The sequence below is a fragment of the Mesorhizobium sp. P2_E6 genome (genome assembly GCF_056403835.1).
This window is the reverse complement of record NZ_JBFUEQ010000001.1, coordinates 695,570-711,201: the sequence shown is the minus strand read 5'-3', so window position 1 is coordinate 711,201 and position 15,632 is coordinate 695,570. Positions and strand designations below refer to the sequence as shown.

General features: G+C 63.7%; 16 protein-coding genes. 6 read left to right on the top strand and 10 right to left on the bottom strand.

What is annotated here, in order from left to right:
• Window positions 1–7 precede the first annotated feature (7 nt).
• Window positions 8–670, bottom strand: coding sequence for a class I SAM-dependent DNA methyltransferase (locus AC1D08_RS03340; RefSeq protein ID WP_457152732.1), 663 nt, complete (start codon window positions 668–670; stop codon window positions 8–10).
• Between the two features lie 69 nt (window positions 671–739).
• On the opposite strand from AC1D08_RS03340, the gene AC1D08_RS03335 reads away from it, so the two are divergent.
• On the top strand, window positions 740–1,657 hold the full coding sequence (locus AC1D08_RS03335; RefSeq protein WP_457152731.1) for a phosphotransferase: 918 nt from the start codon (window positions 740–742) through the stop codon (window positions 1,655–1,657).
• A gap of 18 nt (window positions 1,658–1,675) precedes the next feature.
• On the opposite strand, the gene AC1D08_RS03330 is transcribed toward AC1D08_RS03335, so the two are convergent.
• The 3 genes from AC1D08_RS03330 to ilvD form a co-directional block, all read right to left on the bottom strand.
• On the bottom strand, window positions 1,676–2,599 hold the full coding sequence (locus AC1D08_RS03330) for a DMT family transporter (RefSeq protein WP_457152730.1): 924 nt from the start codon (window positions 2,597–2,599) through the stop codon (window positions 1,676–1,678).
• Between the two features lie 177 nt (window positions 2,600–2,776).
• A complete protein-coding gene (locus tag AC1D08_RS03325) occupies window positions 2,777–4,069 on the bottom strand; it encodes an amidohydrolase family protein (RefSeq protein WP_457152729.1) in 1,293 nt (430 codons plus the stop codon).
• A 254-nt stretch (window positions 4,070–4,323) separates the two neighbouring features.
• Window positions 4,324–6,168, bottom strand: coding sequence for a dihydroxy-acid dehydratase (ilvD, locus tag AC1D08_RS03320; RefSeq protein ID WP_457152728.1), 1,845 nt, complete (start codon window positions 6,166–6,168; stop codon window positions 4,324–4,326).
• Window positions 6,169–6,365: 197 nt separating this feature from the next.
• On the opposite strand from ilvD, the gene AC1D08_RS03315 reads away from it, so the two are divergent.
• The 3 genes from AC1D08_RS03315 (at window position 6,366) to AC1D08_RS03305 (ending at window position 7,821) form a co-directional block, all read left to right on the top strand.
• Window positions 6,366–6,710, top strand: coding sequence for an ArsR/SmtB family transcription factor (locus tag AC1D08_RS03315; RefSeq protein ID WP_095082680.1), 345 nt, complete (start codon window positions 6,366–6,368; stop codon window positions 6,708–6,710).
• Between the two features lie 73 nt (window positions 6,711–6,783).
• Complete coding sequence (locus tag AC1D08_RS03310) at window positions 6,784–7,311, top strand: SRPBCC family protein (RefSeq protein ID WP_457155475.1); 528 nt, start codon at window positions 6,784–6,786, stop codon at window positions 7,309–7,311.
• 39 nt (window positions 7,312–7,350) lie between these two features.
• Window positions 7,351–7,821 (top strand): VOC family protein, encoded by a 471-nt coding sequence (locus AC1D08_RS03305; RefSeq protein ID WP_095082685.1) that lies wholly within the window; start codon window positions 7,351–7,353, stop codon window positions 7,819–7,821.
• A 161-nt stretch (window positions 7,822–7,982) separates the two neighbouring features.
• Here the strand turns inward: AC1D08_RS03305 and AC1D08_RS03300 are convergent, their stop codons facing one another.
• From AC1D08_RS03300 to AC1D08_RS03290, 3 genes are all read right to left on the bottom strand, one after another.
• On the bottom strand, window positions 7,983–9,575 hold the full coding sequence (locus AC1D08_RS03300; protein WP_457152767.1) for a peptide chain release factor 3: 1,593 nt from the start codon (window positions 9,573–9,575) through the stop codon (window positions 7,983–7,985).
• Between the two features lie 99 nt (window positions 9,576–9,674).
• A complete protein-coding gene (locus AC1D08_RS03295; RefSeq protein WP_457152766.1) occupies window positions 9,675–10,604 on the bottom strand; it encodes a haloalkane dehalogenase in 930 nt (309 codons plus the stop codon).
• A complete protein-coding gene (locus AC1D08_RS03290) occupies window positions 10,601–11,197 on the bottom strand; it encodes a TetR/AcrR family transcriptional regulator (RefSeq protein ID WP_457152765.1) in 597 nt (198 codons plus the stop codon). Before AC1D08_RS03290 ends, AC1D08_RS03295 begins: the two co-directional genes overlap by 4 nt.
• A gap of 118 nt (window positions 11,198–11,315) precedes the next feature.
• Between AC1D08_RS03290 and AC1D08_RS03285 the strand changes: the two genes are divergently transcribed.
• Complete coding sequence (locus tag AC1D08_RS03285) at window positions 11,316–12,389, top strand: NAD(P)/FAD-dependent oxidoreductase (protein WP_457152764.1); 1,074 nt, start codon at window positions 11,316–11,318, stop codon at window positions 12,387–12,389.
• On the opposite strand, the gene AC1D08_RS03280 is transcribed toward AC1D08_RS03285, so the two are convergent.
• The 3 genes from AC1D08_RS03280 to AC1D08_RS03270 form a co-directional block, all read right to left on the bottom strand.
• Entirely contained in the window at window positions 12,383–13,756 is a 1,374-nt protein-coding gene (locus AC1D08_RS03280; RefSeq protein WP_457152763.1) for an amidase, read from the bottom strand. The genes AC1D08_RS03285 and AC1D08_RS03280 overlap by 7 nt on opposite strands.
• Before the next feature lie 178 nt (window positions 13,757–13,934).
• Entirely contained in the window at window positions 13,935–14,735 is an 801-nt protein-coding gene (locus AC1D08_RS03275) for a class II glutamine amidotransferase (RefSeq protein ID WP_457152762.1), read from the bottom strand.
• A gap of 15 nt (window positions 14,736–14,750) precedes the next feature.
• A complete protein-coding gene (locus tag AC1D08_RS03270; protein ID WP_457152761.1) occupies window positions 14,751–14,999 on the bottom strand; it encodes a DUF6356 family protein in 249 nt (82 codons plus the stop codon).
• 115 nt (window positions 15,000–15,114) lie between these two features.
• Here AC1D08_RS03270 and AC1D08_RS03265 point away from each other — a divergent pair, with 115 nt between their 5' ends.
• Window positions 15,115–15,585, top strand: coding sequence for an Lrp/AsnC family transcriptional regulator (locus AC1D08_RS03265; protein WP_457152768.1), 471 nt, complete (start codon window positions 15,115–15,117; stop codon window positions 15,583–15,585).
• Window positions 15,586–15,632: the final 47 nt, after the last annotated feature.

The window sequence follows — 15,632 nt, the reverse complement described above, 5'->3', positions numbered from 1 at the left end:
GCGTAGATCAGGTGACGCGCAGGGCGAGACCGCGGCTTGGCACGGTGTCGGCCTCGCCCGGCATGGAGACGTAGGGACGCGTTTCCTCGACGCGGGTGACAAGGCCTTGCGCTTCGAGTTCGGCGATGCGCGCGCCAAAGCCGGCTTCCCACAGCGTGTTCTTGACTGTCAGCACGATGATGCCACCCGGCCGGCAGATGCGGATCAGCTCGTCCAGCCCCTCGGCGCCGACATGGCCGGAGGTGAAGACGCCGGCCGAAATGATGCCGGCATAGGCATCGTCGGCAAACGGCAGCTTGCCGCCGAGCGCCAGGCAATGCAGCGCCGAATAGACCCCCTTGCGGGCGGCCTGGGCCAGCATGCCTTCAGATATGTCGAGCGCCTCGACCAAGGGATAGCCTGTTATATCAAGCCATTCGCCAATAAGCCCGGTGCCGGCTCCCGCATCGAGCAGCGGCGCGGCACCGCGCGGCAGATGGCGGGCCAGCAAGGCAAGGCAGATCGTCGGATGGCGATAGCCGGCGGCCGACATGTCGGCGTCATAGGTCTGCGACCAGCGGTCATAGAGTGCCGCGACGTCCTCTGGCCGCTTCGCCGCGTAGGCTGCTGCAAGCGGGCCTCGATGTTTGCTGTGCGCCACTTTTGTCCTGTCCACCAATCGGTCTTGCATCGCATGATAGCCAAACCACGAAAATTGTGGAACCGTCGCTGCGACAAATAACAGCGTTGGGGCGCAGGCATGGTGACAGACGAGGCGCGTGCGGCACTTGCCGACATTTCCTTGGCCACCATTCCCATGCTGGCCGGCTACACCGGGCCGCTCGAACGGCTCGGCGGCCTCACCAATCTGGTCTTCAAGGCTGGCGAGTTCTGCCTGCGCATTCCCGGCAAGGGCACCGAGGAATACATCAACCGCGCCAACGAGGCGGTGGCGGCGCGCGAAGCGGCAAAGGCGGAGGTCAGTCCAGAGGTGCTGCATGTCGATCCCGCCACCGGGGTCATGGTGACGCGCTTCATCGCCGGCGCGGAGACGATGTCGCCGGAGAAATTCAAGGTTCGGCCCGGCAGTCCGGCGCGGGCCGGCGAGGCCTTCCGCAAACTGCACAATTCCAGCGCGGTGTTTCCCTTCCGCTTCGAACTGTTTGCGATGATCGACGACTATCTCAAGGTGCTGTCGACCAAGGACGTCGCCCTGCCCACCGGCTATCACGACGTGGTGCGCGAGGCCGGGAGCGTGCGCTCGGCGCTGGCCGCCCATCCCTTGCCCCTCGCTGCCTGCCACTGCGATCCGCTGTGCGAGAACTTTCTCGATACAGGCGAGCGGATGTGGATCGTCGACTGGGAATATTCGGGCATGAACGATCCGCTCTGGGATCTCGGCGACCTCAGCGTGGAAGGAAAATTCGATACGGCGCAGGACGAAGAGATGATGCACGCCTATTTCGGCGGCGAGGCCAGAGCGGCCGAGCGCGGCCGCATCGTCATCTACAAGGCGATGTGCGATCTGTTGTGGACATTGTGGGGGCTGATCCAGCTCGCCAACAACAACCCAGTCGATGATTTCCGCGCCTATGCCGACGGACGGTTCGTGCGCTGCAAGGCGTTGATGGAGACGCCGGAGTTTTCACGGCACCTGGCGGCGATACGCCTGGGTTAGGCACAGGAAATCTGGACCCTAATTGACGCCTTTTGGCACGTTTTCGGGCGGCACAGTGGTGTCGACCACTTTCTGGCGGTGGAAGATGAACAGGCCGGCGAGAACGACGATGCCTGAGCCGATCAGGATGCGCGGACCGGGAACGTCACCAAAGAACACCAGCCCGAACACCACCGCCCACAGGAGCAGCGTGTAATGCAGCGGCGCCAGCGTCGAGGCCGGGGCCAGCTTGAGCGCCCTGGTGATCATCAGATGCGCGCCGCATGAAACGATACCCAGCAGCAGCATGGCGCCGAAATCGAGCGCTGACGGTGTCTGCCAGGCGCCGATGGTCAACACGCCGCCGACCACCATCGTGCCGATGGTCTGCCATGTCACCAGGTTGGTGTCGCTGGTGCCGCGCAGGCGCCGGTTGAGGATGATGGCGAAGGCGAAGGCAATGCTGCCGGCGAGCGCGAAGCTCGATGACAACGAGAACGCCGCCGAGGACGGTTTCAGCATGATCAGCACGCCGCAGAAGCCGAGCAGGATCGCCATCCAGCGGCGCCAGCCGACCTTTTCGCCGAGCAACAAATGCGAGAGTGCCGCGACATAGATCGGTCCGGCCATGTAGAAGCTCATCACGTCGGCAAGCGGCAGGTAGACGACGGCGGCATAGAACAGTGCCGTGTCGAGCGTTGTCATCACCACGCGCAGCAGCTGCAGCTCCAGGCGCTCCATGTGAAACAGCTTGGCCGTGCCCTGGTGGGCGATCATCGGGCCAAGCACGAAGAACGCGCCGATAGAACGGATCAGCACCACCTGGCCGACGGAGAAGCTGGCGACCAGCCACTTGCCCATGGCATCGTTCAGCGCAAACAGGAAATCGCCGGCCAGCATCAAAAGGATGCCGGCCAGGAGCACGTTCCTGATTGTGGAATTCTGCGCCACGGGCTGCGTCATGCCGATCCCGATTCCTCCTAGAGCATGATGCCGAAAAGTGTGAAGCGGTTTTCGGACGACATCATGCTCTATCTCTTTGATTTAGAGCCGCGTCGTAGACGGAAGCGGCTGCTTTGACGAGGAGAAATCCGGAAATCCGCAAGGCCAGAACCGGGAATCGGCTGGGTCTGGCCTATGCTATTGGGCCTGATGCGACGTCCGATGCCTGCGGTTCACCAGGCTGGGCCTGCCCGGGATGGACAGCCTGGTGTCCTGCTTCGTCCGCTGCGCCACCACCTTGCCCCTGGCGATGACGCACAGGCGTTCGGCGCGCAGGCGCAGGGCTTCGATCGGATTGCCGGCATCCAGGATGACAAGGCTGGCGCGCTTGCCTACCGCCAGGCCGAGATGGTCGAGCCCCATGATCGACGCGTTGACATTGGTGACCATGTCGAAGCAGCGGGCCATGTCGGCCGGGCTCGACATCTGGGCGACGTGCAGGCCCATGAAGGCGACGTCGAGCATGTCGGCGGTGCCGAGCGAATACCAGGGATCGAGCACGCAATCCTGGCCCCAGCCAACACGGATGCCCAGCGCCTGCATTTCCTTGACCCGGGTCATACCGCGGCGCTTGGGGAAGGTGTCGTGGCGGCCCTGCAGCATGATGTTGATCAGCGGATTGGGGATCGCCGAAACACCCGCCTCGGCGATCAGCGGCAGCAATTTCGAGACATAGTAATTGTCCATCGAATGCATCGAGGTGAGGTGTGAGCCGGCGACCTTGCCCTGCAGGCCGAGGCGCTGCGTCTCATAGGCAAGCTGTTCGATATGGCGCGACAGCGGGTCGTCGGTCTCGTCGCAATGCAGGTCGACCATCAGGCCGCGCTCTGCCGCGATCTCGCACAGCTCCGTCACCGAGCGCGTGCCATCTGCCATGGTGCGCTCGAAATGCGGGATGCCGCCGACGATGTCGACGCCCATGTCTAGTGCGCGGATAGTGTTTTCCCGTGCTTTCGGCGAGCGATAAAACCCGTCCTGCGGAAAGGCGACCAATTGCAGGTCGATGTACGGGGCGATCGTCTTCTTGACCTCGAGCAGGGCCTCGACCGCCAGCAGCCTGTCGTCGCAGACATCGACATGGGTGCGGATGGCAAGCAGACCCATCGACACCGCCCAGTCGCAATAGGCAAGGGCGCGGTCGCGCACGGCTTCATGCGTCAACAGCGGCTTCAGCTCGCCCCACAACGAGATGCCTTCGAGCAGCGTGCCCGACGCGTTGATGCGCGGTATGCCGTAGGAGAGCGTTGCATCCATGTGGAAATGCGGGTCGACGAAAGGCGGCGAGACCAGATTGCCACTGGCGTCGATCGCCGTGCCGGCGGTGACATCGAGCTTCGGCTCGATCGCCGCAATCGTCTCGCCGACGATGCCGATATCGGCGACCCTGCCATCAGGCAGCGTACCGCCGCGAACGATAAGGTCGAAATCCATTCGTCGTCATCCCGCTTGAAGAATCAGCATCCTATCGTGGCGGCAAAGAATCTGCAGCGCTTGTGCCGCCCGCCTGCCGGCACCTTCTCCCCGTATAGTGACGGGGAGAAGGGAGATGCTGCGACCTCGCCGCTCTTTGTCAACGCCTACAATTGGCGAAATCGTTGATGACGGCGCCTTTCTCCCCGTCACTATACGGGGAGAAATGTCCGGCAGGACAATGAGGGGCAGCGCCACGCTGATGGAATCCAGCCTTACTCCGGCACGAACCTGACCGCGCCCTTGGCCGCGCTGGTCGCCATCGCGGCGTAGGCGCGCAAGGCTGTAGTGACCTTGCGCTTGCGCTTCTCCTCGGGCTTCCAGGCAGCAATCCCCTTGGCCTCCATCGCCGCCCGGCGGCTGGCAAGTTCAGCGTCGCTGACGGCTAGGCGGATGGTCCGGTTCGGGATGTCGATCTCGACCGTATCGCCCTCGTGCACCAGGCCGATCAAACCGCCCTCGGCGGCTTCCGGCGAGACATGGCCGATCGACAGGCCGGAGGTGCCACCGGAGAAGCGGCCGTCGGTGACCAGCGCGCAAGCCTTGCCCAGGCCCTTCGACTTCAGATAGCTGGTCGGATAGAGCATTTCCTGCATGCCGGGACCGCCTCGCGGCCCTTCATAGCGGATGACGACGACATCACCGGCCTTGATCTCGTTGGCCAGGATCGCCTTGACGCTGGCGTCCTGGCTTTCGAACACGCGGGCCGGGCCGGTGAACTTCAGGATCGATTCGTCGACGCCGGCGGTCTTCACGATGCAGCCGTCGAGCGCCAGATTGCCCTTCAACACGGCAAGGCCGCCATCCTTGGAGAAGGGGTGCTCGACTGAACGGATGACGCCTTTCTCGCGGTCGAGGTCGAGGTCGTCCCAGCGGCGGTCCTGGCTGAAGGCAACCTGCGTCGGCACGCCGCCAGGCGCAGCGAGGAAGAAATCGCGCACGCTTTGGCTGGTCGAGCGCGAAATGTCCCAATGGTCGAGCGCTTCACCCAGCGTGCGTGTGTGCACGGTCGGCAGGTCGCGGTTGATCAAGCCGGCATTGTCGAGCTGGCCGAGGATCGCCATGATGCCGCCGGCGCGGTGGACGTCTTCCATGTGCACATCCGCCTTGGCGGGAGCCACCTTGCACAGCACGGGCACCTTGCGTGACAGCGCGTCGATATCGTCCTGATCGAAGTTGATCTCGCCTTCATGCGCGGCGGCCAGGATGTGCAGCACGGTGTTGGTCGAGCCGCCCATAGCGATATCGAGCGTCATGGCGTTTTCGAAGGCACCCTTCGAGGCGATGTTGCGCGGCAACGCGGTTTCGTCGTCCTGCTCGTAATAGCGCTGGGCGAGATCGACGATCAGGTGGCCGGCTTCGACGAACAGGCGCTTGCGGTCGGCATGCGTGGCCAGCGTCGAGCCGTTGCCCGGCAGTGACAGGCCAAGCGCCTCGGTCAAACAATTCATCGAATTGGCGGTGAACATGCCCGAGCAGGAACCGCAGGTCGGGCAGGCCGAACGTTCGATGACCTTGACGTCCTCGTCGGAGATCTTGTCGTCGGCGGCCGCCACCATGGCGTCGACCAGGTCGAGCGCCTGCGTCTTGCCGGCCAGCACCACCTTGCCGGCTTCCATCGGCCCGCCGGAGACGAAGACGGTCGGGATGTTGAGGCGTAAACTGGCCATCAGCATGCCGGGCGTGATCTTGTCGCAATTGGAGATGCAGACCATGGCGTCGGCGCAGTGCGCGTTGACCATGTATTCGACAGAATCGGCGATGAGCTCGCGCGACGGCAACGAATAGAGCATGCCGTCATGGCCCATGGCGATGCCATCATCGACGGCGATGGTGTTGAATTCCTTGGCGACGCCACCGGCCTTCTCGATCTCGCGCGCGACCAGCTGGCCGAGGTCCTTCAGGTGGACATGGCCCGGCACGAACTGGGTGAAGGAGTTGACCACCGCGATGATCGGTTTGCCGAAATCGGAATCCTTCATGCCGGTGGCGCGCCAGAGGCCGCGAGCGCCGGCCATGTTGCGGCCATGGGTGGTGGTGCGGGAGCGATAGGCAGGCATGAATTTTCCTTGGCTGGCTTGCTGCGCTCCATGCGGAGCGTGGCGGCGCTGAATTCGGACCGCAGGCCTTATAGACGCGCAAGCCTGGTCTGGCCACAATTTTGCAATGCGCCACGAAATCCGGATGTGCGGTTGACGAGCGGCGTTCACCTGTATATAGCCAATCAGGTATATACCCATTTGGCTATGGATACCCGATGAACCAGTTGGACGCCACTTTTGCCGCACTCGCCGATCCGACGCGCCGCGCCATTCTTGCCCGGCTCATCCAGGGCGAAGCATCCGTGATGGAACTCGCCGAGCCTTTCGCGATGAGCCAGCCCTCGATTTCCAAGCACCTCAAGGTGCTGGAAAACGCCGGACTGATTTCACGCGGCCGCGACGCACAGCGCCGGCCGTGCCGGCTCGAAGCAAAACCGCTGGCAGAGGCCAATGACTGGCTGGAGCGTTATCGAAGGATCTGGGAAGGCAACTTCCAGCGCCTCGACGCGTTGCTCGGCGCGATGAAGGCCGAGAAAGCCCCCGACAGTACCGACCAATAGCGCGAAAACATCGCGGCCTGTGTCGGATCACCGGCCTGTCGCACGTCCTTTGGCAAACATGAGGAGGATCATCATGAGCACCACAACCTTGCCCGGTTCGACCGTCGCCACACTGACGGTGACCACGCCCAGCGACCGCGAGGTCCAGATCACCCGCATCTTCGATGCGTCGCGGCCGATGGTCTTTGACTGCTGGACGATACCCGAGTTGCTGAAGGGCTGGCTGCACGGTCCCGATGGCTGGCGGCTGGCGGTCTGCGAAATCGACCTCAGGGTTGGCGGCGCCACACGCTACGTCTGGCAGCACCGCGATGGCCGCAGCATGGGCATGAGCGGCGCCTATCGCGAAATCGTGCGTCCAGCCAGGATCGTCGCCACCGAATTGTTCGACGAGGACTGGACCGGCGGCGAAACCGTCGGGACGGTGGTCTTCATCGAACAGAGTGGGAAGACGCTTCTGACGCAGACGGTGCTCTACGCTTCGCAAGCGGCCCGCGACGGCGCGCTCGGCACCGGTATGACCCGCGGCATGGCCGACAGCTATGCCCAGCTCGACGCTTATCTCGCTTCACTTCAGGACGCTGCCAAAGGCGCCGCCTGACGCTTCCTTCATCCCCCAAGAGAAACGAGGAGAAAGACCATGCAAAAGATCACCACCTTCCTGTGGTTCGACGGACAGGCCGAGGAGGCCATGAACCATTACATGTCCGTCTTCAAGAATTCGAAGGAACTGAGCGTGACGCGTTGGCCCAAGGGTCACGCTGACGAGGGCAAGGTGCTGGTGGCCTCGTTCGAACTCGACGGCGTCCCGTTCCTGGCGCTCAACGGCGGACCACAATACAAGTTCACCGAGGCGATCTCACTATCGATCGACTGCAAGACGCAGGAAGAAGTCGATCATTTCTGGACCAGGCTCACAGAGGGTGGCGGCGAACCAGGGCCCTGTGGCTGGCTGAAGGACAAGTTCGGTGTTTCCTGGCAGGTCGTGCCGGAACAACTGCCGCGCCTGCTGCAGGATCCGGACAGGGCCAAGGCCGGCCGGGCGATGAATGCGATGATGCAGATGGGCAAGATCGACATCGCCAAGATCGAAGAAGCAGCCAGAGGGTGAGCGGACTTCCCCTTCTCCCCCTTATGGGAGAAGGTGGATCGGCGCGCAGCGCCGAGACGGATGAGGGGTGTTCCAGCGGAGTGAGACCTTGGCGTTCCCTGGAACCATCCGTCGCCTTCGGCGACACCTTCTCCCACAAGGGGAGAAGGCAAGATGGCGCGTCAAGCGGCCTTGTCGCGAACCTGATAGTCCTTGATCGTGGCGAAGCGGATCGCCTTCCAGCGTTCCGCTTCGTAGTTCAGCGAAAAGGCGTGCTGGGCGAGGAACACCGGATCATTGTCGAGGTCGCGGGCGATGTCGCCGCGATGGGCTTCGATGAAACGCAGAACCTCGGCCTTGTCCTCTGCCGATATCCAGCGGCAGACCGAAAAGCGTGACATCTCGAACTCGACCGGGAGCGTGTATTCGAAGTTCAGCCGCTCCTTCAGGACGTCGAGCTGTAGCGCGCCGACGACGCCGACGATGGCCGGTGAGCCATCCTCCGGCGAGAACAATTGCACGACGCCCTCCTCGGCCATCTGGTGCAGCGCTTCCTTGAGCTTCTTGGCCTTCATCGCGTCACCCAAGCGGACGCGGCGCAGGATTTCCGGGGCGAAGTTGGGCACGCCTCGGAACAGAATTTCCTCGCCCTCGGTCAGCGTATCGCCGATGCGCAGCGTGCCATGGTTGGGGATGCCGACGACGTCGCCGGCAAACGCCTCGTCGGCGGTAACGCGGGTGCGGGCAAAGAAGAATTGCGGCGCCGACAGGCTCATCGGCTTTCCGGTGCGCACCAGCTTGGCCTTCATACCCCGCTCGAGTTTGCCCGAGCAGACGCGGACGAAGGCGATGCGGTCGCGGTGATTGGGATCCATGTTGGCCTGGATCTTGAACACAAAGGACGTCATCTTGTCCTCGGTCGCCTCGACCTTGCGGGCATCGGCCTCCTGCGCGCGCGGCGGCGGCCCAAAGGCGCCAAGCGCCTCGATCAGGTCGCGGACGCCATAGTTGCGCAGCGCCGAGCCGAAATAGACCGGAGTCAGATGGCCCTCGCGAAAGGCGTCGATGTCGAGCGGACGGCAGGCTTCACGCGCCAGTTCCAGCTCCTCGATGAAGGCCTCGCGCTCGTTCTCCGGCAACAGACCGGCGACGCGGTTGGAATCGGGACCGTTGACCGGCGTGCGTTCCTTCTCGTCGTCACCCTTGCGCACCGCGTTCAGCGCCAGGTGATAGGTGCCGGAAAACGTCTTGCCGCGACCGATCGGCCAGGTGATCGGTGCCGTATCCAGCGCCAGCTTCTGCTCGATCTCGTCCAGAATCTCAAACGGGTCGCGGCTTTCGCGGTCCATCTTGTTGACGAAAGTGATGATCGGGATGTCGCGCAGCCGGCAGACCTCGAACAGTTTCAGCGTGCGCGGCTCGATGCCCTTGGCGGCGTCGATGACCATGACCGCACTGTCGACGGCCGACAGCGTGCGATAGGTGTCGTCGGCGAAATCCTCGTGGCCGGGTGTGTCGAGCAGGTTGAAGACATTGTCCTCATATTCGAACGTCATCACCGAAGTGACGACCGAAATGCCGCGCTCGCGCTCGATCTTCATCCAGTCGGAGCGGGTTTGGATCCTGTCCTTCTTGGCCTTGACCTCGCCGGCAAGCTGAATTGCGCCACCGAACAGCAGCAGCTTTTCGGTGAGCGTCGTCTTGCCAGCGTCGGGGTGCGCGATGATCGCGAAGGTGCGGCGGCGCGCCACTTCTTCTTCTATTGCTTCAGGCATTCTACAGGATTTCCGTGTGACAGGCCGGGCTTCTAGCAGCGCAGTGCCGGGCTGTCGACCGGTCCGGCGGCGCTGACGCCGCCGGTTGGCGTGGCGCGCTCAGGCCAACTCGGCCATGTGGCTCGCCGGAACGATCTCCGGAAGCCAGCCGGCAATGGCCTCGCCTATCGCGTCGGCATGGTCTTCCTGCAGATAGTGCGCGCCAGGTCCGAGATTGATGAACCGGCAGTTCTTCAGCCCGGCGGCGAATTCGCCTGCGGCTTGCGGCGAAACAAGCGCACCGGGATCGCCGGCGAACAGTAGTTTCGGATAGGTGGAAAGCCGCAACGCACGATGGTCGTGCTCGATGATGGCGGCGACGTCGGCAGGCTGACCCTCGATCGGCAATTCCCTGGGCAGGCGCAGCACCGGTTTGCGCGATCGCGGTGTCGGGAACGGCGCCCGGTAAGCCGTCATCTCCTCGTCGCCCATCGTGCGCAACACCGAGGCCGGCAGCACTTTCTCGACGAAGACATTGTCTTCCAGAACCAGCTTCTCGCCGACATCCGGCGTGCGCAGCGCCTTGAACAGTTCGCGCGCCTGTGGACGCTGATGAAAATCCTCCCAACGCTCGAAGGGCCGGATGAATTCCATGAAGGCGAGGCCGAGAACGTTGCGTGGCCGCCGCGCCGCGAGATGAAAGGCAAGTGCCGTACCCCAGTCCTGCGCGACCACCACCATTTCCCTGATGTCGAGCGCATCGAGGAAGGCGTCGAGATAGCGCACATGATCGAAGAAGCGATAATCGATATCGGGCTTGCTTGACTGGCCGTAACCGATCAGGTCCGGTGCGATGCAGCGACCGAGCGGCGCGACATGCGGGATGATGTTGCGCCAGATGTGGGATGAGGTCGGATTGCCATGCAAGAACAGCACGGTCGGACCGGCCGCACCGGCCTCGACATAGGACATGGTCGAATCGAGCACGGCGATTTCCTCGCGCCGCAGCGCGGTGGAGCCGGATTGCGGCTTGTCGGCGTTCAAACTCATTGGGTCGGCTCCTTTGCAAAGACTGTGCTGAAGATGATTTTCTTGAAGCGCTCGAGCGGCGCCGGGCTGCGCTCGACCTTCATGCGCAGCATGGCGCCTTGCCACGACGACAGCAGGAAGTCGGCGAGGTCGTCGGCATCGAAAGCCCGGGGGATGTCACCGGCCGCCTGACCCTCGGCGATGCAGGCCGCGAATGGCTGGCGCCAACGCTCGAAGATGGCGACAAGCCGCAGGCGCAGCGGTTCGCTGTGCACCGCGGTTTCGAGGCTGAGATTGCCGATCATGCAGCCGCGCGCCCAGTCATGCGCTTCGAGCTTCGAGGTGATGACATCGAGGTAGCGGCGTAGCCTGCCGACGGGCGGCGTCCCGTCCTGTGCAAGGGCTGCTTCGACCAGGCCGCTGACATAGGCGAAATAGCGGTCGAGCACCTCGCCGGCAAACTCCTCCTTGGAGGCGAAATGGTTGGTGAACGAACCCGGCCGGGCATCGGCCGCGGCAACGATGTCTCGCACGCCGGCAGCGGCATAGCCTGAATTCCAGATGGTCCGGAAACCAGCGTCGAGGAGTTTTTCGCGGAGTGATTGTCTAGCCATGGTGAAATAATACGTACGTACGTATTGATGTCAAGTGACGTATTTGGTGTTGGCAAGCGACCATGAGGATGGCACTGGAATCAGTGCCCTCAGGGGGTCACGTGGCAGAGGAGCAAGCATGACTGTGGCGAAACAAGTGATCGTTATCGGCGCCGGCATCATCGGTGCCTCCATCGCCTGGCATCTGAGCAGAGCGGGGGCGCAGGTGACGATCATTGCCGACAGCGCCGCCGGCGGCGTCGCAACGCCAAACTCTTTCGCCTGGATCAATGCCAGCTGGGGCAATCCGCAGCCATATTTCCGGTTGCGCACCCGCGCGATGGCCGAATGGACGCGGCTGGCGCGGGACCTGCCCGAAATTCCGCTCAGCTGGTGCGGCGGCCTGTGCTGGGATTTGTCGGCGGCCGCAATGGAAACCTATGCCGCCGAGCACTCCGCCTGGGGCTACGGCATCAAGCACGTCGACCGCGCTGGCGTCGCGCGCCTTGAGCCCAATCTCGCCGAGCTGCCGGATGTCGCCTTGCATGTCGCCGAAGAGGGTGTCGCCGAACCGGTGACCACCACCAGGGCGCTGCTGGCGGACGCCGAACGGCGCGGAGCGCGGATCATCTCCAGCACGGTGACGGCGCTGGTCCAGACCGGCGGCCAGATCAACGGCGTGGACACATCGCATGGCCTGATAGCCGCCGACGAGGTGGTGATCGCGGCGGGCGTCGGGTCACCGCCTATCGCCGCGACGGCCGGAATCAACCTGCCGATCGAGATACCGCCCGGGCTGATCGTCCATTCGCGGCCTTATGCAAAACTGCTCAACGGGCTGGTGCTGGCCGAGCGCCTGCATATGCGCCAGACGGCGGAGGGCCGCATCATCGCCGGCTCGGATTTTGGCGGCGCCGACCCTGGCATGGATGCCGAAGTCACCGCCCGCGACCTGTTTGCGGCCCTGAAAGCCATGCTGCACGGCGGCGACGGACTGGAGCTGGATTTCCATACGGTTGGCTACCGGCCGACGCCGATCGACGGTTTTCCGATCATCGGCCGTGCCGAGGGCCTGGACGGCCTCTACGTCGCGGTCATGCATTCTGGCATCACGCTGGCGCCGGCTGTCGGCCTGTTCGCCGCCCGGGAAATTCTCGACGGCGAGCGCGACCCGCTGCTGGCGCCCTACGGGCTGTCGCGCTTCGCTCAGTAACCCGGCGGACGACGAAAGCCACCCGCCAGCGGTTCGATTGCCTTGGCGACGCCGAGCAGCCGCGACTCCGACCAACGTTTGCCGACCAGTTGCAGGCCGATCGGCAAACCGTCGCTGTCCTGTCCGCACGGCAGCGAAAGTGCCGGATGGCCGCTGTAGTTGAATACGGCGCCATAGGCCGGCAGCATCCAGTAGCTCTGCTCTTTGCCGTCGACCTGGATTGGCGCGCCCGAATCGCAATGCGGGAAGGCCGTCGTCATGGCGACCGGGCAAAGCAGCGCATCCCAGGTTTCGAAGAACTGGTCCCAGGCGAGAATGGATTTGTCGCGGCGGGCGAGCGCCTCGAACCAGCGCGAGACCGGTGTCGGCTCCTCAGGCGGCTCCGGCTGCGCGGCCTCCATCATCATGCCGATGAGCGCGCCGCCTTGCTTGAGATCGTCGTGCAGATCGAGTTTTGGAAGTTTCGCTTCCTCGACGGTCGCCCCTGCCGATTGCAGCTGCCTTGCCAGACTTTCGACCGCGGCGCTGATCTCGCTGGCCACCGGAAACCCTGGAAGGTTCGGTGCGAAGGCGATGCGCAATGTCTTGGGGTCGAGCTTCGGCATGCCTTCGACCGGCACCGGCGCAAGATCGGTATCGCTTCCGTCGGGGCCGGCAATGATTTGATAGATCAAGGCCAGATCTTCCACGCTGCGCGCCAGCGGGCCAAGACATGACATCAGCCGCACGCTGCGCGCGACACCTCCCGGATCGGGAAAGGCGCCGGCCAGCGAGACGCGATGCTCGGTCGGTTTGAGGCCATAGACACCGCAGAAGGCGGCCGGCAGCCGGATCGAGTCCTGCATGTCGGTGCCGACATCGAACGGCGTCATCCCTGCACAAAGCGCCGCCGCCGCGCCGCCGCTGGAGCCGCCGACGGTGCGCTGGAGGTCCCACGGATTGCTCGTGCGGCCGAACAGCGGATTGCTCGACTGCCAGTCTCCCAGCATGGTCGCGACATTGGTCTTGGCCATCAGCACGCCGCCGGCCGCCTTCAGCCTGGCAACGACCGGGCTGTCCCGCTTGGCGACATAATCGGCGAAAGCGGGAAAACCGACCGTGGTCTTCATGCCTGCCGTCTCGTGCATGTCCTTCAGCGTGAACGGCACGCCATGCAGCGGCCCGAGCACCTCGCCGCGCGCCGGCGCTGCGTCGGCTCTTTTTGCGCGCTCGCGAGCGCCTTCCCGGTCGAGCGAGATGACGGCGTTGACAGCCCCATTGTGGCTGTCGATCTGCGCCAGATGGGCGTCGAGCGCCTCGACAGCCGAGATTTTCCGCGCGGCGATCGCGGCGGCCAGCGCCACGGTTGAGGAAAAGACGATGTCCATAGTCAATGCTCCGGCTTGGCCGCGCGTGTCCAGATCAAGATGGCCGACAGCGACGCGACTTCAAGCGGAGTTGAGCATTGGAGGATCGGCTGCGCTTGATCGGAATTGCGCGCCGACGCTGCTGAGGTCGGCGCTCTACGGCGCCCCCTCTGTCCTGCGACGCTGCCGCAATTTGTAACTAGACGGCCAGTGCCAGCCGAGCCGATGCGGGTGCAAAGGGACGGATGGCGATACCATCCGTGGTCATGGTGACGAAGCTCGATCGCGGGATCGCCTGCCAGTCGCCGCCCTCGCGGTCGAATGGCTCGGAAACAATGCAGCGGCCGCCGCCTTTGCGGAAAACGGAGGTGTAAAGCGTCGGGGCGTGGGCGTCGGTGGCATAGCGCACCGCGTGCAGCGCCTGGCCGTCGGAGAAGGCGGCGGTGAGTTTCAGCACCGGCTCGAGGCCGGCCCGGCGCGAGGCTTCAAGCACGCGGCTGGTGGCGCGCGAGACGGCGCCTTGCGGATCGGCCACCAATCCTTCGTCGATCATCAGCAGGAAAAACAATTCGGAATCAGTGGTGCCTTCGCGCTGGTCGAAGACGGCGTCGGACAGCGAGTTTTCCAGCGCCCGGCGGATCTTCTCGAAACCGCCGATCTGGCCGTTGTGCATGAACGACCAGCGCTCCGAAATGAAGGGATGGCAGTTCATGCGGCTGGTGGCGCCGCCGGTCGAGGCCCGCACATGGGCAAGGAACAGGCCCGACTTGATCTGCCGGCACAGGCTCTTCAGATTGGGGTCGGACCAGGCCGGCAGGATGTCGCGGTAGAGACCGGGCTCCGGCCGGTCGCCATACCAGGCAAGGCCAAAGCCATCGCCATTGGTCGGCGATTTCGCTTCCTGGGCGCAATGGCTCTGGGCAATCAGCGAGTGACAGGGCGCCGTGAGGATGTCTTCGAGAAAAACCGCTTCACCGAGATAGGCCGCCCACCGGCACATCGCTTCTGTCGTCCTCTAGGCACGATCCATGAGAGCCGCTGGCTCCTTGGTCCCGTGCGAGCCTCTGTTGTGCGTCCGCTCGTAAAGCTCGCGGACGATTCGGCTGGCGGTAGTCTCGAACAGAAATGGTAAGAAAGCGTGAACGAGCGCGGCACCCGCCGCCATCAACAACCGCGACGAGAACCAGGCGGCAAAGGCCATATGGCCGAAATAGGTTTCACCGACCTTGGCCGGATGAGAGGTGAAGATCGTTGCGAGCGACATGCTATTCCCCTTTCAGCGCTTGGTGTTCCTGATATGAGTATCTTGACACGCTTCGCCGGTTCATTGGTCTCAAAATGTCCTTGTATTTGGGCACTCCATGGGACAAACATCCCACATGGTGCTGGAAATCGACGAAATCGACCGAAAATTGCTCACCGAACTGCAACGCGACGGCACGCTGTCGGTCGACCAGCTGTCGGAACGGGTGGCCTTGTCGCGCAATGCCTGCTGGCGCCGGGTGAAGCGACTTGAGGAGGACGGCGTCATCACCGGCCGCGTGGCGCTGGTCGATGCCGAAAAGCTCGGGCTTGGCCTCTCGGTGTTCGTCCTGATCCGCACGTCCAACCACGACCCGGACTGGCTGCAGAAATTCCGGGCGGCGGTGACCGGCTTTCCCGAGATCACCGGCGTCTATCGCATGTCGGGCGACCTCGACTACGTGCTGCGCGCCCGGGTCGCCGACGTGAAGGCCTATGACCGGCTCTACCAGCGGCTGATCGCCAAGGTGGCGCTGTCGGACGTTTCGGCCTCCTTCGTGATGGAGGAGATCAAGGAGACCACCGTGGTTCCAATGGAACTGCGCTAGGTCTGCTCGGATTCAGGTGATGTCGGACTGACCTGGATGCCGGAGGC